Origin of the sequence: Campylobacter sp. 107 (assembly GCF_002383835.1) — a bacterium.
Lineage (GTDB): Bacteria > Campylobacterota > Campylobacteria > Campylobacterales > Campylobacteraceae > Campylobacter_D > Campylobacter_D jejuni.
Window position 1 is genome coordinate 1 of record NZ_NXBA01000027.1, and the last position, 19,990, is coordinate 19,990.

General features: G+C 30.3%; 19 protein-coding genes and 1 pseudogene. 3 read left to right on the top strand and 17 right to left on the bottom strand.

Annotated elements, in window-relative coordinates:
* Nucleotides 1-137: 137 nt before the first annotated feature.
* Both BGS40_RS04355 and BGS40_RS04360 read right to left on the bottom strand, forming a co-directional pair.
* Nucleotides 138-875 carry an ATP-binding protein gene (locus BGS40_RS04355; RefSeq protein WP_096738433.1) on the bottom strand — a complete coding sequence of 246 codons (738 nt, stop codon included), beginning with the start codon at nucleotides 873-875 and terminating at the stop codon, nucleotides 138-140.
* Nucleotides 868-2,094 carry a hypothetical protein gene (locus tag BGS40_RS04360; RefSeq protein WP_002855607.1) on the bottom strand — a complete coding sequence of 409 codons (1,227 nt, stop codon included), beginning with the start codon at nucleotides 2,092-2,094 and terminating at the stop codon, nucleotides 868-870. Before BGS40_RS04360 ends, BGS40_RS04355 begins: the two co-directional genes overlap by 8 nt.
* A gap of 127 nt (nucleotides 2,095-2,221) precedes the next feature.
* Between BGS40_RS04360 and BGS40_RS04365 the strand changes: the two genes are divergently transcribed.
* The gene (locus BGS40_RS04365) at nucleotides 2,222-2,806 is read left to right on the top strand and encodes an IMPACT family protein (protein ID WP_002855608.1); all 585 of its coding nucleotides are present in this window, start codon (nucleotides 2,222-2,224) and stop codon (nucleotides 2,804-2,806) included.
* Nucleotides 2,807-2,849: 43 nt separating this feature from the next.
* On the opposite strand, the gene BGS40_RS04370 is transcribed toward BGS40_RS04365, so the two are convergent.
* From BGS40_RS04370 to BGS40_RS04380, 3 genes are all read right to left on the bottom strand, one after another.
* Nucleotides 2,850-3,233 carry a hypothetical protein gene (locus tag BGS40_RS04370; RefSeq protein WP_002855623.1) on the bottom strand — a complete coding sequence of 128 codons (384 nt, stop codon included), beginning with the start codon at nucleotides 3,231-3,233 and terminating at the stop codon, nucleotides 2,850-2,852.
* 74 nt (nucleotides 3,234-3,307) lie between these two features.
* A complete protein-coding gene (locus tag BGS40_RS04375) occupies nucleotides 3,308-3,643 on the bottom strand; it encodes a hypothetical protein (protein WP_002859498.1) in 336 nt (111 codons plus the stop codon).
* On the bottom strand, nucleotides 3,633-5,210 hold the full coding sequence (locus BGS40_RS04380; RefSeq protein WP_057032447.1) for an ABC-F family ATP-binding cassette domain-containing protein: 1,578 nt from the start codon (nucleotides 5,208-5,210) through the stop codon (nucleotides 3,633-3,635). Before BGS40_RS04380 ends, BGS40_RS04375 begins: the two co-directional genes overlap by 11 nt.
* Nucleotides 5,211-5,379: 169 nt before the next feature.
* On the opposite strand from BGS40_RS04380, the gene BGS40_RS04390 reads away from it, so the two are divergent.
* On the top strand, nucleotides 5,380-6,333 hold the full coding sequence (locus BGS40_RS04390) for a hypothetical protein (protein WP_096738435.1): 954 nt from the start codon (nucleotides 5,380-5,382) through the stop codon (nucleotides 6,331-6,333).
* Between the two features lie 9 nt (nucleotides 6,334-6,342).
* Here the strand turns inward: BGS40_RS04390 and BGS40_RS04395 are convergent, their stop codons facing one another.
* Together BGS40_RS04395 and BGS40_RS04400 are read right to left on the bottom strand one after the other, a co-directional pair.
* Entirely contained in the window at nucleotides 6,343-6,915 is a 573-nt protein-coding gene (locus BGS40_RS04395; protein ID WP_052781904.1) for a YceI family protein, read from the bottom strand.
* Nucleotides 6,916-6,988: 73 nt separating this feature from the next.
* On the bottom strand, nucleotides 6,989-7,351 hold the full coding sequence (locus BGS40_RS04400; protein ID WP_002857306.1) for an HIT family protein: 363 nt from the start codon (nucleotides 7,349-7,351) through the stop codon (nucleotides 6,989-6,991).
* 106 nt (nucleotides 7,352-7,457) lie between these two features.
* On the opposite strand from BGS40_RS04400, the gene BGS40_RS04405 reads away from it, so the two are divergent.
* A complete protein-coding gene (locus BGS40_RS04405; protein WP_052781903.1) occupies nucleotides 7,458-8,162 on the top strand; it encodes a putative metalloprotease CJM1_0395 family protein in 705 nt (234 codons plus the stop codon).
* 105 nt (nucleotides 8,163-8,267) lie between these two features.
* Here BGS40_RS04405 and BGS40_RS09890 read toward each other — a convergent pair.
* The 10 genes and pseudogenes from BGS40_RS09890 to BGS40_RS04450 form a co-directional block, all read right to left on the bottom strand.
* Nucleotides 8,268-8,483 (bottom strand): annotated as a pseudogene (locus BGS40_RS09890) (hypothetical protein); the annotation flags it as partial.
* A gap of 277 nt (nucleotides 8,484-8,760) precedes the next feature.
* Nucleotides 8,761-8,955: a hypothetical protein gene (locus BGS40_RS09895; RefSeq protein WP_308203030.1), complete on the bottom strand. Its 195-nt coding sequence runs from the start codon at nucleotides 8,953-8,955 to the stop codon at nucleotides 8,761-8,763.
* A 205-nt stretch (nucleotides 8,956-9,160) separates the two neighbouring features.
* Nucleotides 9,161-10,882, bottom strand: a complete 1,722-nt coding sequence (locus BGS40_RS04415) for a GMC family oxidoreductase (RefSeq protein ID WP_002865876.1) — start codon at nucleotides 10,880-10,882, stop codon at nucleotides 9,161-9,163.
* Between the two features lies 1 nt (nucleotide 10,883).
* Entirely contained in the window at nucleotides 10,884-11,612 is a 729-nt protein-coding gene (locus tag BGS40_RS04420) for a gluconate 2-dehydrogenase subunit 3 family protein (RefSeq protein ID WP_002855611.1), read from the bottom strand.
* A 135-nt stretch (nucleotides 11,613-11,747) separates the two neighbouring features.
* Nucleotides 11,748-12,452, bottom strand: coding sequence for a tetratricopeptide repeat protein (locus BGS40_RS04425; RefSeq protein WP_039332114.1), 705 nt, complete (start codon nucleotides 12,450-12,452; stop codon nucleotides 11,748-11,750).
* On the bottom strand, nucleotides 12,452-14,281 hold the full coding sequence (locus tag BGS40_RS04430; protein ID WP_096738436.1) for a dynamin family protein: 1,830 nt from the start codon (nucleotides 14,279-14,281) through the stop codon (nucleotides 12,452-12,454). Before BGS40_RS04430 ends, BGS40_RS04425 begins: the two co-directional genes overlap by 1 nt.
* A complete protein-coding gene (locus tag BGS40_RS04435; RefSeq protein ID WP_002889034.1) occupies nucleotides 14,271-16,457 on the bottom strand; it encodes a dynamin family protein in 2,187 nt (728 codons plus the stop codon). Before BGS40_RS04435 ends, BGS40_RS04430 begins: the two co-directional genes overlap by 11 nt.
* Nucleotides 16,458-16,484: 27 nt before the next feature.
* Nucleotides 16,485-17,213 carry a fumarate reductase iron-sulfur subunit gene (locus BGS40_RS04440; RefSeq protein WP_057095971.1) on the bottom strand — a complete coding sequence of 243 codons (729 nt, stop codon included), beginning with the start codon at nucleotides 17,211-17,213 and terminating at the stop codon, nucleotides 16,485-16,487.
* The gene (locus tag BGS40_RS04445; protein ID WP_002854193.1) at nucleotides 17,206-19,197 is read right to left on the bottom strand and encodes a fumarate reductase flavoprotein subunit; all 1,992 of its coding nucleotides are present in this window, start codon (nucleotides 19,195-19,197) and stop codon (nucleotides 17,206-17,208) included. The genes BGS40_RS04440 and BGS40_RS04445 overlap by 8 nt, the downstream gene beginning before the upstream one ends.
* Nucleotides 19,181-19,963: a fumarate reductase cytochrome b subunit gene (locus BGS40_RS04450; protein ID WP_002883473.1), complete on the bottom strand. Its 783-nt coding sequence runs from the start codon at nucleotides 19,961-19,963 to the stop codon at nucleotides 19,181-19,183. The genes BGS40_RS04445 and BGS40_RS04450 overlap by 17 nt, the downstream gene beginning before the upstream one ends.
* Nucleotides 19,964-19,990 lie beyond the last annotated feature (27 nt).

Here is a 19,990-nt window from a genome sequence, read left to right on the forward strand (position 1 = left end):
GTCCTTTTTTCAAAAAAAGGAAATGAAAGTATAACCAATTAAACTTAAAAGGGGATTAAACAAAGGATTAAATAGTATAAATATTTGTGTAAGTATTTATATAAGTATTTGGTGGGTTTAAAAATGGGGGGGGGAGGTTATATTTTAGAGCACTCGTAATTTTTATTTTTTATATTAACAAATTGACTTTTAAGTGTTTTAAAATCTGGAATATAAGCATAACCACTAAGCGTATCTATAACGATACAAAGAGCATGCTTTTTTGATAACAAACGTATAATGCAATCTGAATTATTCTTTGCTAAAGTTTTTTCATAGGCATAATTGGCATTTTTTAACGGAGAATATACTCTGCCCATTTCATCAAATACTAATCTAGTAAATCTTGAACAAGATCCTTTGAATTCAACCTTTTCTATTCCGAATCTTTTTGTAAGATTAAATCTTTGTGTAGTTTTTTCATCATCTTTACTAATAACTCCACTTTGACCTGAATTCATTAATTTGTTATGATTGATTACATCAACAGCAATTTCTCTATCTATATTGATTTCAGTTTTACCTAAATTAGCATTTCCATCGCCATTTTTATCCAAGAAAATAGTATATGTTTGATCATAACCTGTGGCAGCTGATTTTATAAAATAAATCTGCCACCTACTTTTAAACCACTCTCTTTTTGCGATAGCCAACTCATCAACTCTTATACCTTCTTGCATCATGGCTAAACTTTGGGTGTATTGGATATCATTAAGAATTTGTATTGCGCCTTCTAGTAAATTGTCTTTTTTTAAGTAAAGACTACCTAAATTAAAAACTATACCTAAAATAAGAATTATAAACACAAATTCTAACAAACTGAAAGCTTTAATCATAGTTTAAAATCTGATATACTTTTTCATATTTTCCAAGTTTTACTTTAACAATTTTTTTATCCATATCATACTTATCAGCTTGTTTTAAAGCTTTTAAATAAAACTTATTGCTATTTTTTATTCCATAAAATCGCAATCTTTTTTGCAAACTTGGGGCTGTTGCAAGCTCTAAAACATCTTGTTTTTTTAATTCTAGCGCCAATTCTTTAGCAAAATGATAATTATTGGCAAAATGACGATTTGGATTGTTTATAAAATAATACAATAATTGATTAGCGACGATTAAAAAGTAACAAAATATCAAAAAAATTATAGAACATTCTATAAAGATTTTATACCTTAATCGAAAAACTGGTAATCTCACCCTATAACTTTGCATTAAAGTTTTTATAAGCAAAGGAGTGCAAATAACACAAAAAGGCAAAAAATCATCTAAAAAAAGTTTTTGTCTTAAAGAAAGCAACAAACAAAACACAAATGTTACGCTCATTAAAAACCATAATAAATTTTTATATTTCTGAAAAGTCAAACGATAAATAGTATAAAAAAAATACACAAAAACCAAAGGAGAAAAACATGCAGCAAAAATTCCTAAAGTATCTAAAAAATAACCTCTTGGGCGACCACCTGTATCAAAACCATAAAAACTGATACTCACTCCAAACAAAACAAGAGATAAGGTAAATAAAATAGCATTTCTTTTATAAATCCCAAAAAAGAAAAAAGTTAAAAATAAAATATTAAAAGATTTATCAACAAATAACACCATAATCAATAATATATAAAAAAGCCATTTTTTTTCATATTCGTAAGCACATAATATAGCAAGGGTTAAAAAAATCACCAAAGATGCGGCATTAATCAGTAAAGCACTTGCAACAGTACCCGGCAATAAAACAAATAACAATAAAGAAAAGAAAGCATCGATTTTAGTTTTAGTATATTTTAAAGCTAGTAAGTACAAAAGCAAACAACTTAAAAAATGAAAAAATAAAAAAGGAAGCCTTAAACCAAAATCATTTTGCCCAAAAATAAAAGTTCCAAAATGAGATATATAATAAAGCAAACTATAGGAAAAAATAAGCGATTTACCCTGCTCGCCGAAATAAATATCAGCTTCATCAGCACTAATACTCAGTGTTGAAGTTCCATAAAGCAAAGCCAACAAATCAAGACTAAGTAAAATGATGATAAGTTTATAATTTTTGATTTTTTCCATAATGAAAATTTTACAAAATTAAACTTAAAATATCAATGCAAATCATACAAATATCAAATATCTTAAAAATTAACATCAAATTGATTTTAGTTTTTATAAGTATAATTTTAAATAAAAGAAGGCAAAAATGCAAACTATTGATCAAATTTTTCAAACACAAATCGATATTAAAAAATCTACTTTCTTATCTTTTCTTTGCCCTTTTGAAGATTTTAAATTTTTAATAGAAACACTAAAAAAAGAACATCCAAAAGCCGTTCATTTTGTCTATGCTTATCGTGTTTTAAATGATTTTAATCAAATTGCAGAAGATAAAAGTGATGATGGAGAGCCTAAAGGAACTTCTGGAATGCCAACTTTAAATGTTCTAAGGGGCTATGATCTTATCAATGCGGCTTTAATCACTGTAAGATATTTTGGCGGTATAAAACTTGGCACAGGGGGACTTGTAAGAGCTTATAGCGATGCAGCAAACGCTGTGATAAATAATTCTTCTTTACTTTCATTCGAATTGAAAAAAAATATAACCATTGCTATTGATTTAAAAAATTTAAATCGTTTTGAACATTTTTTAAAAACTTATTCTTTTAATTTCACAAAAGATTTTAAGGATTGCAAAGCTATATTACATATCAAATTAGATGAAAAAGAGGAGCAAGAATTTGAAATTTTTTGTAAAAATTTTGCACCTTTTGAAATAGAGAAATTATAAATTCTTGCAAGTAAATACAAAAGCTCCAAAATGGAGCTTTTGATTAAATTGCGTTCAATAAATCATTTAACAAAGTATTATTCTTACTTTGTTCATTTACACCTTGTTGTGTAAGATCATTATGAACACTAGCACTTTGAGCTCTCATAGACAACTCGCCTTCATTTTGTCTAAAACGATAAGCGTAAACATTTGACATTTGAGCATAATTACTTAAATTTGAATTTGAGTTTTGCGCATTACTTTGAAAACTACTACTAGAATTTAAAGCATCTCCGCTTGACTTCTCATCCGCCTTATTTAACATATCCATAAAATCAGAATCTCCAGATGAAGAATAATCTTCAATCTGTTTATCCACCTGTTTATACTGACCACTAATAGCATCGTATTCATACGAGCTAATCGTTCTATAATTTACCTGCATAGTTTTCTCCTTTCAAAATATGCAAAAACTATACAAGCAAAAAGCGTTCCTTTTTATGTAAAAATCAATGTTTTTTAATCATGGTGAGTAGGCAAATGCTCCACATCAAGCTCATTATTGGCTATAAATTCTTCCTTGGCTTTTTTACAGTTTTCATCACGCATTTTGCGGTATTCATTGCGAATAGTGATTTCTTTATCGCTTAGAGGTCTATCTTCTAAAAAACTGATATGAAAATAAGTATCATCGCTCTTTGAATAAGTTTTATAAAAATCTATATAGTCAAAATAATCCTTGCCATTATCAAACTCTACGACTTCTTCTATATAAATCGTAGGCCCAAAACCCTTGTGATTTTGTGTATAATGCCCAAAACCTGCGCTGTATTGAATTCTAAATTTAGCCATCATTTTCTCCTAAAAATTCTTGATAAGTTCCACGAAAATCTGTAAGCTTATCATTTTCTAAATGCCAAATTCTATTAGCAAAAGCAGAAACTAACTCCCTATCGTGGCTGATACAAAGCACTACACCTTTGAAATTATACAAAGCTTCACCTAATGCAATAATACTTTCAAGATCTAAATGGTTATCAGGTTCGTCTAAAAGCAAGAAATTCGGACGCTCTAGCATTAAACGAGAAAGCATTAAACGATGTTTTTCACCCCCACTTAAACTTGCTGCCATTTTTTCTTGATCGCTGCCACTAAAAAGCATTCTACCTAAACACTTGCGGATTTCATCTAGATCTTTAAATTTTTCACTCATCAGCCATTCATAAAGTTTCAAATTTTCACAAATTAAATTACTTGTATCTTGAGGAAAATATCCAAGTTCTATAGTTGCCCCAAGATGTATAGATCCACTATCTGGACTTATAGCATGGGCGATGATTTTTGCTAAAGTACTTTTACCCACACCATTTGCCCCAATCAAAGCGATTTTATCATTTTTTTCTATTTTTAGCTCCAAATTTGAAAACAATTGTTTATCATAAGCCTTGCCTATACCTTTAATTTCTAAAACTTCATTACCTATTTCACGATTGGTTCTAAATACTATACTAGGATCTCTACGGCTTGAAATTTTAATCTCTTCAAGCTCTAGTTTTTCAAGCGCCTTAGCACGGCTTGTGGCTTGTTTTGCTTTAGAAGCATTTGCACTAAAACGGCGAATGAAATTTTCTAATTCTTCTCTTTCTTTTAAGGTTTTATCGCGTTTAAGCTCAGCTTGTTTTGCCAAAAGCGTTGAAGCCATATACCAATCATCATAATTTCCCGCAAAATCACGAATTTGTTTAAAATCCACATCTAAAATTCTTGTGCAAATTTTATTTAAAAAATGCCTATCATGAGAGATGACAACCAAAGTTCCTTCATGTCTTAAAAGTTCACTTTCAAGCCAAGAAATCGCCTCTAAATCAAGGTTATTTGTAGGCTCATCTAAAAAAAGCACATCGGCACCTAAAAACAAAACTTGAGCTAACAAAACTTTAAATTTATCCGCACTTTGTAAGGTGCTCATTAAAGCATCGAAATCTTTAATCTTTAAAGAACTTAAAATTTTTTCACAACGTGTTTCACAATCATAATTTGGATCTTCTTCGGCCGTTATTATCTCAAGCTCACCTAAACGCTCATTGATTTCATCTGTAAATTTCTCGCTCATATAAAGCTTTTCTTTTTCTTTTAAAGCCTCATACAAACGCTTATTTGCACACATCACCGCATCTTTGATAGTGTAGTTTTCAAAGGCAAATTGATCTTGTCCTAAAACTGCAATTTTTAAACCTTCATCAAATACTATTTCACCACTACTTGACTCAATTTCTCCTGAAAGAATTTTTAAAAAAGTCGATTTTCCCGCACCATTAGCACCGATAAGTCCATATCTTTGTCCTCGAATAAGCTTTAAATTAACATTTTCAAATAAAAGCTGATTTGCAAAACGCATAGTAAGATTTTTTACTTCAACCATGATTTTCCTTAAATTTTTTACTTATGAAAATTTTTAAGAAATTGTATCAAAAAAAGACTTGAAAATAATTGAGATTGATAGTCTAAAATTTCATAATTAAAATAAATAAAACCCGCTTTTAAGCTTTTTTCTATACAATTATCACTTTTATTAAAATCAAGGATTTGAAATGTTTTTATTAGATTTTTTAATATCATTGAGTTTTATTTTTGAAATTTCAGCACTTGTGCTATCCTTTTACTTTAAAAATTCAAGAATTTTCTTTTTAACTTTAGTGCTATTAGGAGCTAAGTTACCTTATTTTTATACAAGTTTTTTTCAAACTAATTTATTTGTGGCTTTGTTTTTACCTATGATTTTTACTCTATTTTGCCTTGGAAAACACCATGCTTTAATTTTAAGTAAAAAAAATATCACCTCAATTACAACCCTTATTTTTATAGGCGTTTTAAGCATCATTTTACCTAGAAATACTACTTTCAATAGCGCTGGTTTAGAATTCCATTTTATTACATTAAATTTTTTTAAGCCTGTGAGTGAATTAGGATTTTTATTTTTTTTAGTCGGCTTAATACTCATTTTTATCAAAACTTTTAAAACTAAAGAATATTATCTTCTTATCGCATTTTTTGCTGCATATTTTCAGTTTTTATTCCAAGAAGGAGCAGGAATAAGATATTTTGAATTTGCAAGTTTGGTTTTTTGTTTTTATCTTTTAAATCACGCTTATAGGTTAGCTTTTTTCGACACCTTAACAAAGCTACCCAATGAAAAAAGCCTTATACGCTTTACAAAAGGAAAAAACAACTATATCATTGCCTTGCTTCATTTTAATGAACTAAAAGATACCAAAGAAAGCTATACCAAACTCATTTTAAAACAAATTGCAAAAATTTTAAAACGCTTTAGAGCAAAAATTTTTATCGTAGAAAATGATTTTATTTTAATTTTTAATGATAAAAATCAAGCTTTAAATCATCTTGCTTTTTTAGAATCCACCTTGAAAAACACGGAATTTAATTTAGAAAATGAAAATTTTAAACCGGATTTTAAATTGATTTGGCAAGAAAGTGAAGAAAATTTGGATAAAAATTTACAAAGTCTAAGAGCAAGAGACTCTTAGACTAAAAAATTATTTTTCGTTCGCTTCAACTTCGATATTTAAATTAATATCATCACTTAAAGTAATAGTTGAAGTACTTGTTGCAAATTTAAAATCAGAGCGTTTGATTTTTCCATTTAAAGAAAATCCTATTTTTTCTTTTCCATCTTTGCCTTTAGCTACACCGCCGATTTCAGCATCTAAAACGATATCTTTAGAAACTCCAGCTATAGTTAAAGTTCCTGTCATTTTGCCTTTTTCATTATCGATTTTTTCATATTTTTTCATTGTAAAAGTCATATCAGGATATTTTTTTGCTTTGAAAAAATCATCTTGTTGTAAGTGATTATCTCTTGTTTGATTTTCTGTATTTACAGATGCGATTTTTATCGTTGCATCAAGCTTTTTAAATTCAGCACTCGCAGGATCAAAATCAATCACCGCAGAATAATCCTTGAAATTTCCTTTTACATTGCTAATTTGTAAATGTTTGATTTTAAAACCTACATCTGTATGTGCTTTATCTAAAGTATATTCTTTAGCAAACAAACCTGTGCTTAACAAAGACACCGCAACCAATGAACTCAATACAACTTTTTTCATTTTTTTCCTTTTTTATAGTAATTTTCAATATAAAAATTTTATTAGATAAAACATAACAAATCATTAATAAAAATTAAAAAATTTTACTATTTAAAAATTTTACAAATTCTTCAAATTTAGGCAAATCAAGCTTTATTGCTTCTCTTTGCTGTTTTCCCCACATACACTCTGGAAAAAACGCATCTTCTTTAAATCTTGCCATAACATGAAAATGCACCCTTGGCACATAATTTGCAAAAGAGGCGATATTGATTTTTTCAGGTTTGTAAAATTCTATCATAGCCTTTTCACAAAGTAAAATTTTTTCAAAAAGTTCCTTTTGCAACTCTAAAGGACAATCGCTAAATTCTTTATAAATTTCTTTAGTAAAAATTTTAAGCCAAGGCACTTGAGCCTCCTCTTTCTCTATATAAATCAAATCATTTTCATAAATCATTACATTCCTTTGAAATTGTATTTATGATTATTTTACAAAATTTATCAAATTTTTAAGTCAAAATGCGTTAAAATTCCTAAAATTTAAAAAACAAAAAGGAGGATAAATGCAAATTAGTTCAAGTTATAACTCTTATGATTACTACTCTAGCAAACCTTCTTTTGATAAAACAAATCAATCTGATTCCACTCAAAAAGATGAAAAAAATCTTAGCGAAAATAAAGATGATAAAGAAAAAAATGGCGAACAAACCCAAATGGTTAATGGCGTAGAGCTAAGCCAAAAAGAAGTAGCTCAAGTTCGCGAACTCCAAAGTATCGATAGAAATGTAAAGGCTCATGAAGCTGCACATCAAGCAGCGGGCGGCGGCTTAGCAGGTGCTGCAAGTTTTACTTACACAAGAGGCCCTGATAATCAAATGTATGCTACAGCGGGCGAAGTTCCTATCAGCATGCAAAAAGGAAACACACCAGAAGAAACTATAGCCAATGCAAGACAAATCGCAGCGGCAGCTATGGCTCCTGCTGATCCTAGCCCACAAGACTATAAAGTTGCAGCAAATGCTGCAAAAATGGAATTTGAAGCAAGAGCTGAAGCAATGAAGCTTAAAGCCGAAGAAGCCAAAGAAAAAGAAGAAGAAAATAAAGAAAAAGATGACAAAAATTCAGAAAATAGCTTAGAAAAAACAGATAAAGATTCAAAAAACAACGACAAAAATTCAAATTTTGATAAAGACTTTAAAAATTTTGTCGCTAGAACTTATCAACAAAACTTACAAAATAACGACATTAAATTCAGCATCGCATCTTAAAATTCTTAATTTAAATAAAAAATTTCCTTATAAAAACGATGACTTGAATTTGTATGTTAAGATATTTAATATTTTTTCTTTTTTATAATTTAAATTTTTGCATTTTCAAGCCTTAATATCTATACTTTTTGGTGCAGAATTTAAAGAAAGGATTTTGTTAAATTCTCCTGTGTTATCATCACTAAATTTCATACCAAAAAGAATTTCTAATTCTTTACTAGTGTTAAATTTACCTTCTAATAGTTTTTTTACAAGCTCGTTTCTTGTGCTATCATCTTTGTAAGTTTCTTTGTTTTTACTTTCTGCTTGTATAGGTTTGAAAGTTTCCTTGTCTTCTTTTTGATTGTTTTTATTAGTTAAGAACCTATCTATATCTTCTTGAGTAAGTGGCTTACCAAGTTCATTAAAAAATTGTTTTTCTCTTTGTGCCCTTTCAGCACCCCATATTTTCTCAAATTCATTCATACTTGTAAGAGTTTTTAAAAGATCAACTTTTCGTTTATGAAGTGCGGACAAATCTACGCCTTCTGTAAGATAGTCTGTGCCAAATTTATTAAGTATTTTTATTTCATCCTTGCTTAGTCTATCTTCCATATATCTATAAAGAGTTTTCTACTTCTTTTACATCAGGAGATCCATTATATCCTTGTTCCTCTTTGGTTTTTTCAGAGAAATTAAATTTTTTTATCACGGAATTAAAATAATCATCATCGTTTTTAAGCACAGATTTTTTATTGTTCGTGTTATTGCTTAGATAATTAATATTTGTATATTGAGTATCAAAATTTACCATAGAAAACCCTTTTTTTATGATATTTTATTAAAATAATCTTGGATTCCAACCTCAAAGAGCAGACTCCATTTGCCCTTTTGTATAATTGTAGTTTAAATAAGAATTTATACCATTAATCATTTTTGCCTTCCTTGATATTATACTATATCGGCAGAAAATTAAAAATTTATAATCTTGAGAGTTTTCAAAAACTCTCAAGTTATTATCAAGCTAAGCTTTTTCCACTTTTATGATATTTTAAAATACCTTCAGCACAGCGATAAGCCAAAGCTCCCACAGTATCAGTTGGATTATATCCACTATTGTGTTGGAAATTTCCTGCTCCTACAACAAAAAGATTATCCGCATCCCAGTGTTGTAAATAAGTATTAACCACACTAGTTTCTCTATCTGCGCCCATTGTTGTTCCACCTGTGTTATGAGTAGATTGATAAGGCACAACGCTATAATCCTTAAGATAAGCACCTTTTTTGATTGATTTTACTCCTTGCATTCTTTTTGCTACCTCAGCTGTTTTATCTGTGATAAATTTATGCAAAGCTCTATCTTGATCGGTGAAATTATAAGTTAAGCGTAAAAGTGGCATACCAAAAGCATCTTTATAAGTTGGATCAAGACTTAAATAATTATTCTTATGAGGCAAAGAAGCACCTTGCCCTCCTACTGTAATAGCTCTTGTGAAATTATAATTTAATGCTTTTTTAAATTCGGCACCCCAAGTTGGAGCTCCTGCTGGAAGTGGGGCTGATTGTATAGGGCGAGTTCCAAGCTGAACGCTATAAATCATAGCTCCATGAAGGAATTTTTCCTTAGAATGATCAAAATTATCTCCGTTAAAATCATCACTCGTAGTTCCTAAAGCACCTGAACCCATGAAGGTATTAAATTGCTCATCAAAGAAAGCTGTTGTGCCCATGTTCATTTGATAACAATAATTTCTACCTAAAGTTCCTTTACCTGTTTTTGGATCGTATTGCTCACCTATGTTACTTACCATTAAAAGCTTAGCATTGTTAAACATATAACTTGTAAGTACAACTATATCAGCGGGCTGGATATACTCTTTCATCGTTCTAGTATCGACAAATTTTACCCCTGTTACTTTTCCGTCTTTTTTAAGAATTTGCGTTACATTGCTATAAGTGCGTATAGTGTATTTACCTGTGCTCATAGCCTTTGGAATTACTGTGTTTAAAGGACTTGCTTTTGCGCCATACTCACAACCAAAACGCTCACAATACGCACAGTATTGACAAGGAGCTAAATCTTGACCATCAGGGTTTGTATAGCCACCTTTAGAATTTGAAGCTGGCAAACGATAAGTGTGTAAATTTGAACTTTTTGCTGCACTTTCAAATCGTTTAAGCATTTTAGTATTTTCAAGAGGTTCTTGTGGATAAGGACTAGATCTAAAAGCCCCCATTTTTTCTGCTAAAGGATTTGGCTCACCTGATACCCCACAGGTTTTTTCAAATCTATCATAATAAGGCTCCATATCCTTATAAGTCACACCCCAATCTTGCAAGGTATAATCATTACCTAATTTATTACCATATCTTTGTTTGCTTAGGGTTTGAATTTCAAAGTCATAAGGCATAAACCTAAAAGTCCAACCATTCCAATGCACCCCTGCACCGCCAACATTATTACCCAATAAAAACGAACCCATTTTACGATAAGGTAAGGCTAAACCACTAGGATCATGGCGAAAAGTCACAGTGTCTTTTGAGCAATCTTGCATCAAACCATAATTAATCCCATATCTCCACTCATCATGGATAAAATTAAAATTTTCAGTACTTTGCATATGTCCGCGTTCTAAACTAAGTACATTCAAACCTGCTTTAGTAAGCTCTGCAGCCACTATACCTCCAGTCCATCCTGCTCCAACTGTTACCACATCTACTTTTTTTAATACTTCAGCCATTTTAACTCTCCATATCTGCTAAACTCATAGGTTCAATGTTAAAAAATTCATCACTTGCAATTTTATCCACATAGCTCATTTGTGCGCCTGGATATTGCATCATTCTCCAACCATTTTTATTATCATTTCCGCCATAAATTGGATCAGCTAAAACTCCAGCTACTGTCATATCTCTTAAAAGAGTGAAAAAATAAGAAGATTTAAAACCCGTAGTTTGAATTTTTCCTTTTTCAAAATCGCTTAAAATTTTATCCTGATCTCCACCTTTAAGCAGAGAAAAAGATTTTTTATAACGCTTTTGAGCATTTTCTTCAAGAGCATGCACACCTTCTAAAAAAATATCTTTGCGTTGCATAGGAGTTTGATAGCCTTGTTCAGCTTTACCCTCAATGAAAGGTCCTTGCATATATTCTCTATCATTATAACCATAAGCACTAGCTAGCTGATTATCGATAAAATAAGGCACGCCTAAACCTATAGCTCCTTCTCCTTGCTCATCTTTAGGATAAATTCTTTCACAGGCTGCACTTAAGGTATCAAATTCAGTTTGAGTTTGAAAAAACATTCTACCTCTAACTTTATTTGATTTTCCTTGTGAAGCTTGATGCGAATGCGTAAGTTCTGCTGCCTTTAAAACAGCACCGCCACCTATAGTACTAGCTGCTACTACAGAACCACCTAAAAGCCCTAGTTTAAAAAAGCTTCTGCGATCAATAATATTGTCTTGCATTACTTCTCCTTGATAATAATTTAAACAAGACTATATTAGTCCTATTAATATAAATTTAACTTTAAAAAGCGATAAATTTTGTGTTATTCTTAATTTTATTTAAGTATATCTTTGAAAGTAATGAAAATAGAACTTTTAATAAAGCTCTATATCTTTAGAATTAAGTTCTTTATAAGCTGCACAAGCTTCTTGATGTTTTTGATCACAAGCCATACCAAAATATCTTTTTGCCTTTGTTAGATCTTGTTTTTCTAGTTGATTATAGCGTCCTAGCAAATAACAAGCCTCACCAAAACCTAAAGTGCAAGATTTAGAATAAAAAGCAAGAGCAGATTTTACACTTGCTTTAACAAGCTCTCCTTTATCATATAAAGATCCTAACTGATAACAAGCTCTTGCATTTTTTAAATCACAAGATCTTTTATAAAAACTTGAGGCCATTTGTCCATCTTTTTCTTTTTCATAAAATAAAGCTATATTATTACAACTTAATGATTCTCCTAAAGTGCAAGCTTTATTAAAAGCCAAAAGAGCTTCATTTTCATAACCTTGATTTTGCAAAAGCAAAGCCATATTAGAACACGCATTTGCTAAACCCAATTTACAAGCTTTATCATAAAATTTATAAGCTTGATTTAAATCCTTACTCACACCCCTAGCACTTTCATGCATAAAAGCTAAAGAAAAACAAGCTTTAGAAATATCTTTTTCACAAAGACTTTTAAAAATTTCATAAGCTTTATCAAATTTATTTGCCTCGTAAAGTTTTAAACCCTCTTCTAGTTCACTTAATGCAAGTAATGAATTAAAAAATAAAAATAAAGCTAAAAATATTCTCATCAATCTTCCTTTATACTTTCTCTAACATTTAAAATCTGTACTCTTCTTTTTCGAAGTTCTGCTTTTTTAAGATCTAAAAATTTACTTTTTTCTTGGATTAAAATTTGACTTTGTTCTAAAAAATTTTTTGCAATTTTTGTCAAAATAGGTTTATTAATAAGCAAAGCTTCAAACTCATAAACATTTAATTCATTTAAAACTCTTTCATAAATTTCACTTTTTTTAGGATAAAAAAGTACAAATTCAGAACTATCAAGCTCATAAAGAACACGGCTTTCATTGATTTTGCGACTAAAAAATGCGAGGCTTAGTTTCGTAGCATTTTCATAATTTGTAAAAGCCTTAAGATTTAATTTTTCAAAAAATAAATCAAGTTCTAAAATACTTTTAAATAAAAGCTCCTTAAAATCTTTCAAAAAGTACTCATCACTTGCATTGCAAAAAGCTCTTAATTCACTAAAATTTTTATCACTTTGGAAAATGTGATCTTTTTGTATGTTTGAAAATTCTGCTTTAAAAAGCAAAATTTCTCTTTCAAGTATGTTTATAAAATCTTTTAATTTCATCTTGATTTCTTCAAAAGATTTATAAAGTTCATTTTTGATTTTTTTAAACTCTTTACTCATTACATCACTATTGTAAAACATCGCCAAAAAAGCATCGTCGCTTGAAATATAAGGCGCTTTATAATCATATCTTGTGTATAAATCTTTCTTTAAAAATCCTTTGCTTTCTTTGTAAAAATAAGCATCTTTTTCCTTAACACTTGCAAAAATTTCACTAGAAATTCTTTCGCTAATGCTTTTAAGCTGTTCTAAAATCTGATGATTTAAAATTTCAATCTCTTTTAAAAAAAATTCATACGCTAAAAGTAAATGCTTTTCATAACTTTGAAATTGATTTAATAAACGATCAAAAATACCTACAAAAAGTTGGTTTTCATCTTCTAAAATTTCGCATAAATTTAAAATTTTTCTTTTAACAAATTTTTCTTTTAAAACTGTTGTATCTAGCTGAGTTAAAAAATCAAGCAAAGATTGAAAATTAGATTTTTCATAGCTTTGCTCATCTTTAGCCTCTTTGCAAGAAATGGCAATAAGCTCATTAAAATATTTTAAAAACACACTTTTTGCATAATTTAAAACATTATCTAGCTCTTCTGTGCTTAATTTATCTTTTTGATTTAATACACAAATGCTATTTTCTCCTAAAAGTTCTAAATTTGCTTTTATGGCATCTTCTTCACTTTTTTTACCTGCATTATCAATCAAACTTAACCAAATCGCTCCATGAATATTTTTAAGCTCATCAAGAGTTGTTAAAGTATCATTTTCATTTGCATTTAAACCTGGAGTATCTACAAGAGTGATTTTTTCAAGCAAAGGAATGGGTGCAAAAATATGCAAACTTTTTGCTTGTTTTACTTCATTTCTTTGATCCGTATAAAAGGCTAATTTTTCTATATTTGTGATAATATCACTTCCATCTTCAAATTCTACTCTTAAAAAATATTCTTTTGCATAGCGTAAAAAAGTAGGTTTAAAAGTAACAGGAACAACACCCGTAGGCAAACAATCACGCCCTAAGATCAAATTTAGCAAACTTGATTTACCACTTGAAAACTGCCCTATAATAGCGATATTAACATTCTTATCCAAAGAAAACACAAGCTCTTTTAATTCATTTTCTAAAGCATAACTTGCGTGCATAAAAGGCTCGTTAAGTTCCTTGCAAAGCTCTTGAATACGCCCTTTAAAACTATCATCAAAACTCACACTATAAGTATTTTCATAGGCTTTTATAAAATCATTTAAAAGATTAATCTGCATTTAAAAGCCCCATTTCAAGTTGTTTTAATTTTTCAATTTTTTCTAAATTTTCTTTAAAAGAATTTAAAATATTGGCATCTTGATTTTTCAGACTCTGTAAAACTTTTTCAAGACTTTCTAATTTTGATTTTTGATTTTTTTCATAATGTTTTAATTTATCATTTAAAAACTCAAAAAATGCTCCATTGATATTTAAAGAGTTTAAAATTTCGCTCATTTTAAATTCTTTAAAAGTATCAAAAATAACCGTATCTAAATTCGTTTCAAGCTCATATAAATCTGATTTTAGATTGCTTAATTTTTCAATTTTCAATCTTAAAAGTGCAAATTTTTCGCTTTGAAAAATACTATCTATATTTTTTGAAATTCCATCTTTAAAACCTTCAAAACCATTATCAAAATCATCTTTTAAAAAATCATATTTTAAAGATAAATTTGTTTTAAGCTCCTCGATTTTTTTAATATTTTCAAATTTAATTTCTCTTAAAATATCATTAATCCCATCTTTTGTGGTAATATCAACTATATTTAAAATACGAGAAAGATTAAGCTTTTGTGCATTATTTTTCAAATATTTAAACTCATCTATCAAGCGTTCTTTTAATTTTTTAGCCAAAAGTAAAACAAGATTATCTATGCCACTATCTATATTTTTAAGTTTTGCAACGGAATTTGAAATTTCATCTTGTGCTTCTTTTAATAAGATATTTTGCTTTTGAAGTTCAAGTAAAAGCTTTTGATTTTCTTCACTTACACCTTGTTTATTCTCCTTAATAAGACGATTTTGCATTTCATATTCGCTTAGAATATTTTTAAGTTCCAAATGTAATTCTTTTTTGTAAGCTCTTAAGGCAATCTTGCTTTTTTCTCCTGCATAAAGCTCGTTAAAAAGATAGTTTTCAAATTCTTGCATACCACTTTTTTGCAAACTTTCCTTAGGTGCTAAACCCTTATAAAAATCACTTGCCATTTTAGCACTCACACATAAAAAATCAATCTTTTCCACTAAATTTTCATCTAAATCCACAAGTCTTGATTTTAAGCTTTCCTTGGTATAAACAATGACTTCTTCTAAATCCTTTTTGCTTAACAAATCCGCTTTAGTTAAAACAATTAAAAACTTACTCAGCCTTGAATTTAAAAGACAATGCACCAAAAAGTCTGCATCTTTTTGAGTCAAGCTTTGAGAAGCATTCATTAAATGAATTAAAAAATCACTTTCTCTAAGATACTCATTTGTAACAATTTCTCTTTGAACTACAACATCATCAAGCCCTGGAGTATCAACTATGGAAATATTATTTTTTAAAAAATCTAAATGACTTTTAATTTCTATTTTTCTAATTAAAGCTGAAATTTTATTTTTAGCTGAACTGAAATTTTTAAGTTCACAAAGTGCGATATTTTGTATTAAAGGTTTATCCTTGATAAAATCCTCTATATTTACACTCTTATCCAGCTTGTCAATAAATTCTTTTAAATCTGCATTAAAGTGCGAACTTTCAAGTATATTTTGCCATTCTTTTTTATCCCAAAAATATATCTTTGCTTCTTCACTCTTACCATAGCTTAATACTGTTAAATTAGCTGTTTCAGGTATGTTTGAAACCCCTAAAAAATCTTCTTTTAAAAGAGCATTTAAAAGACTTGATTTTCCTGCATTCATCACGCCAGTGATGGCTATATTAAACTCTAAATTTTGAAATTTTTCCAAAGTTTTTTGAAGTCTTGATTTTAAATTTTCATCAAAACTTAGCTTTTGAAGCTCTAAATTAATGGTGTTTAATTCTTTAAAATCATTTTGAAATAAAGCTTTTTGATCTATACTTTGAACTTTTTCTTGTGAAATAAAATCAAGCATTTCAGTATTTTTTGAAATTTTTTCTAAAATTTTTAGAGCCTTAAGCAAATCTTGCTTTGAAATAAAACCTGATTTAAAAAAATTTAAAATACAAATTTGAGCATTTTGTATACTAAAAATATCCACTCTTAAATCAATTTTTTTGCAAAGCTCTTGAAATTCTTTTAAGAGAAAATATCTTTCATAATTGTCTTTATTGACACTTAAAATAATCGCACACTCGGCCGTATTAAGTTTGTTTTTATCTTGAAATTTAGCATCAAAATTTAAAAATTGAAGTTCATTTTGCCAAATTTTTTGGAATAATTCTTTCATAATCTTCCCCTTAAAAAGGGGAAAGATTTATTTGTTTCTTTGAGCGACAAGTTGTCTTCTCATATAAGCGATTTTACTTTGCAAAGGTAATTCTTTAGGGCAATTATCTTCACAAGCAAGCAATGACATACAACCAAAAACACCATCATCATCGCCTACTAATTCATAAAAATCTTCCACACTTCTATGGTCATGCGGATCTTGTAAATATCTAGCTGTTCTTAAAAGTCCTGTAGCAGCTATGAAATTTGGACGCATAAGTTTAGTTGCACAAGAAGCTACACAAATTCCACACTCTATACAACGATCAAGTTCAAAAGTTTCATCCGCAACCTCCGGCTCAATACGTTCTTCAAGTTTAGAAATATCAGTTTCTTTTTCGTTATGCACCCAGCTTTCAACGCGTTTACACATGTCTTCAAACCACTCTCCTGTATTCACGCTTAAATCTTTAATATGTCTAAATGCAGGCATAGGCATAAGCTCTATCACTCCATCAGGATAATCTTTAGTCAAAGTTTTACAAGCAAGTTTTGGCACTCCATTAATCATCATCGCACAAGATCCACAAATCCCTGCACGACAAACAAAGTCAAAACTCAGATCCGCATCCATTTTTTCACGAATCAAAGTCAAACATACAAAAACCGTCATAAAAGGAGTTTCTTCAAGCTCGTAAGTCACAAAATGTGGTTTAGAAATTTTGCTTAAAGGATTATATTTAAATGCCTTTATTGTCAATTTTCTACTACTCATAATCAACTCCTATTCTTTGGTTTGGTGCTTTATATTTAGCTTGTAATTCATAAGGCATTAAAGCGTTTTGAATTTCATAACGACCTTTGCCTTCAGCTTCCATTTTTTCACGTATTGCATCCACTTCAGCTTGGCGTTTTTCACTTAAAGGATTTTCTATAATATTTCCTTTGGCTCCGTATCCACGGAATGCTGGTGGAATTTCCATTTTCATAATATCAAGCTCTTCGTATTCTATGCGTGGTAAGGTTTCGCCTTCTACCCAAAAAGTATTGGTTCTTTTCATCCAATTTAAATCATCTCTTTTTGGATAATCTTCCCTATAATGCGCCCCACGACTTTCTGTTCTTAAAAGCGCTCCATAAGCTACACAAAGTGCTATTTTTAACATTCTTGGTACTCTATACGCTTCTTCAAGCTCTGGATTTGCACAATCAAGTTCTTTACAATGTACTTTAACATCTTGAGAATCTTTATAAAGTTTTTCAAGTTCATCTACTGCTTCTTTCAAACCTTCACCTGTTCTAAAGATGGCTACCTTATCCCACATGATTTCTTTCATTCTATTTTTGATTTCAAAAACATTATGTTTACCCTCTTTATCTACTAAAGATTTTAAATATTGATACTCTTTAGTTAAGAAGTCTTTTACTACATTTGTGTCAATTACTTCACCATTATTTTTACAATAATCTGCAAAATAATCTCCCACTATCATACCTGCTACAACAGTTTCAGCACATGAATTTCCACCTAAACGATTAAATCCGTGCATATCCCAGCAAGCTGCTTCTCCACAAGCAAAAAGTCCGTTTAACCATTGACTTTCACCCGTTGGTTTAGTTCTAATTCCACCCATAGAATAATGCTGCATTGGAAGAACTGGAGCCCAACCTTTTGGACCTTCATCTGCTGGATCAATACCATTAAAAGTTTTACAAATATCTTGCACATCGCGAAGATTTTTTTCCACATGCGCACGACCTAGTATAGAAATATCAAGCCATAAATGATCTCCATAAGGACTTTTTACACCTTTACCTTTACGAATATGCTCCATCATTCTACGACTTACCACATCACGGCTTGCAAGTTCTTTTTTCTCTGGCTCATAATCAGGCATAAAACGATATCCATCCACGTCACGTAAAATTCCGCCATCGCCACGACAACCCTCAGTAAGCAAAATACCGCTTGGCACAATAGGAGTTGGGTGAAATTGCACTGCTTCCATATTAGAAAGTCTACAAAGTCCCGTTTCAAGAGCGATAGCCGCACCTGTTCCTTCGCAAATTACCGCATTTGTAGTTTGTTTATAAATTCTACCATAGCCCCCTGTTGCTATCATAGTTCCTCTTGCAATATAAGCAATGAGTTGTCCATTGGTTAAATCTCTAGCGATCACACCTAAGCATTTTTTACCATCATGGATAATTCTTACCGCTTCCATTCTATCAATAATTTTTACTTGATGTTTAATAGCTTCATTTGCTACACCATAAAGCATACAATGCCCTGTTGCATCTGCGATATAGCAAGTTCTCCATTTTTTAGTTCCGCCAAAATCTCTAGCATTAATAAGTCCATGCGCTTCTTCTTTTTCTTCAATCACAGTTTTTTGCGCATTGATTACAACAGTTCTTGGACCTTTAGTAACTCTAGTCCAAGGCACACCCCAAGCCGCAAGTTCACGCACTGCTTTTGGCGCAGTTTGAGCAAACATTCTTGCTACTTCTTGATCACAGCCCCAATCACTTCCTTTTACTGTATCTGCGAAGTGAAGATCTTCATTATCACCCTCACCTTTTGCCCCATTTGCTAAACTTGCCTGCATACCTCCTTGCACCGCTGCAGAGTGAGAACGCTTCACTGGACAAATACTTAAAAGTGTTACACTTTGGCCACTCTTTGCTACTTCAATAGCCGCTCTAAGACCTGCTAATCCTCCGCCTATTACTAAAGCATCACTATATTGTATATTCATAATTTGCTCCATTGTAGTTTTTTATCATCGCAGTAGTTTGGGTTTGATTTTGGTAATTTTCATAACCTATTTTTATAAATGCTACAAGACTTAACACACCTAACACTAGGAAGAAAATACTGATTATCCATTTAGCAGTTTTAAGCTTTTTACGACTTTCTTTTACATTTTTTCCTTCAAACCAACCCCATTTAACACAAAGTCTATAAAGCCCTATACTTCCATGAAGTTCAACACAGACTAAAAGAACAGCATAAAAAAGCCACATAAAATGACTTACAACCCTATCTCCTGACATATCGCCGCTGATTTTATCTGCATTGGTTACAATAAAAATAAGATGAGCAGAACCCAAGAAAAACATAATAAAACCTGTAAAAGCTTGAACCCACCATAACGAAGTATCGCTGTGATTCATTTTTTTGCTGTGTGTTCTTAGTATTTGATATTGACGGTAATTAATAGGAAATTTTCTCATTGCAAGTAAAGCATGAACGAAAAAAACCACTAAAACACAGGCGGCTAAAAATGAAGTAAGATAACTCATAACAGGATTATCGTAAACAAATTTTAATTCTAAAAAATGTACCACAGAATTAAAAAAATCCTCACTGACTAAAATTGTAGAAACAAAAAGCATATGCACCCACATAAAAAGACCTAAAAAAAGCCCTGAGGCACTTTGGATAAAGTCTAATTTCGCAGGCATTTTACTTTTTTTGCCCTCAATGCTCTTACCCAAATAACCTTCGATAAGCTCACGCATCTTTACTCCTTTGTAAAAAGAAATTAA

Coding starts and splice junctions, on each gene's coding strand:
- BGS40_RS04380 (WP_057032447.1), bottom strand. CDS start 5,210: ATGGTTGAAGTAAAAAATCTTACTATGCGTTTTGCAAATCAGCTTTTA.
- BGS40_RS04395 (WP_052781904.1), bottom strand. CDS start 6,915: ATGAAAAAAGTTGTATTGAGTTCATTGGTTGCGGTGTCTTTGTTAAGC.
- BGS40_RS04450 (WP_002883473.1), bottom strand. CDS start 19,963: ATGCGTGAGCTTATCGAAGGTTATTTGGGTAAGAGCATTGAGGGCAAA.
- BGS40_RS04390 (WP_096738435.1), top strand. CDS start 5,380: ATGTTTTTATTAGATTTTTTAATATCATTGAGTTTTATTTTTGAAATT.
- BGS40_RS04415 (WP_002865876.1), bottom strand. CDS start 10,882: ATGGCTGAAGTATTAAAAAAAGTAGATGTGGTAACAGTTGGAGCAGGA.
- BGS40_RS04355 (WP_096738433.1), bottom strand. CDS start 875: ATGATTAAAGCTTTCAGTTTGTTAGAATTTGTGTTTATAATTCTTATT.
- BGS40_RS04375 (WP_002859498.1), bottom strand. CDS start 3,643: ATGATGGCTAAATTTAGAATTCAATACAGCGCAGGTTTTGGGCATTAT.
- BGS40_RS04400 (WP_002857306.1), bottom strand. CDS start 7,351: ATGATTTATGAAAATGATTTGATTTATATAGAGAAAGAGGAGGCTCAA.
- BGS40_RS04365 (WP_002855608.1), top strand. CDS start 2,222: ATGCAAACTATTGATCAAATTTTTCAAACACAAATCGATATTAAAAAA.
- BGS40_RS04435 (WP_002889034.1), bottom strand. CDS start 16,457: ATGAAAGAATTATTCCAAAAAATTTGGCAAAATGAACTTCAATTTTTA.
- BGS40_RS04360 (WP_002855607.1), bottom strand. CDS start 2,094: ATGGAAAAAATCAAAAATTATAAACTTATCATCATTTTACTTAGTCTT.
- BGS40_RS04440 (WP_057095971.1), bottom strand. CDS start 17,213: ATGAGTAGTAGAAAATTGACAATAAAGGCATTTAAATATAATCCTTTA.
- BGS40_RS04425 (WP_039332114.1), bottom strand. CDS start 12,452: ATGAGAATATTTTTAGCTTTATTTTTATTTTTTAATTCATTACTTGCA.
- BGS40_RS04370 (WP_002855623.1), bottom strand. CDS start 3,233: ATGCAGGTAAATTATAGAACGATTAGCTCGTATGAATACGATGCTATT.
- BGS40_RS04420 (WP_002855611.1), bottom strand. CDS start 11,612: ATGCAAGACAATATTATTGATCGCAGAAGCTTTTTTAAACTAGGGCTT.
- BGS40_RS04430 (WP_096738436.1), bottom strand. CDS start 14,281: ATGCAGATTAATCTTTTAAATGATTTTATAAAAGCCTATGAAAATACT.
- BGS40_RS04405 (WP_052781903.1), top strand. CDS start 7,458: ATGCAAATTAGTTCAAGTTATAACTCTTATGATTACTACTCTAGCAAA.
- BGS40_RS04445 (WP_002854193.1), bottom strand. CDS start 19,197: ATGAATATACAATATAGTGATGCTTTAGTAATAGGCGGAGGATTAGCA.
- BGS40_RS09895 (WP_308203030.1), bottom strand. CDS start 8,955: ATGGTAAATTTTGATACTCAATATACAAATATTAATTATCTAAGCAAT.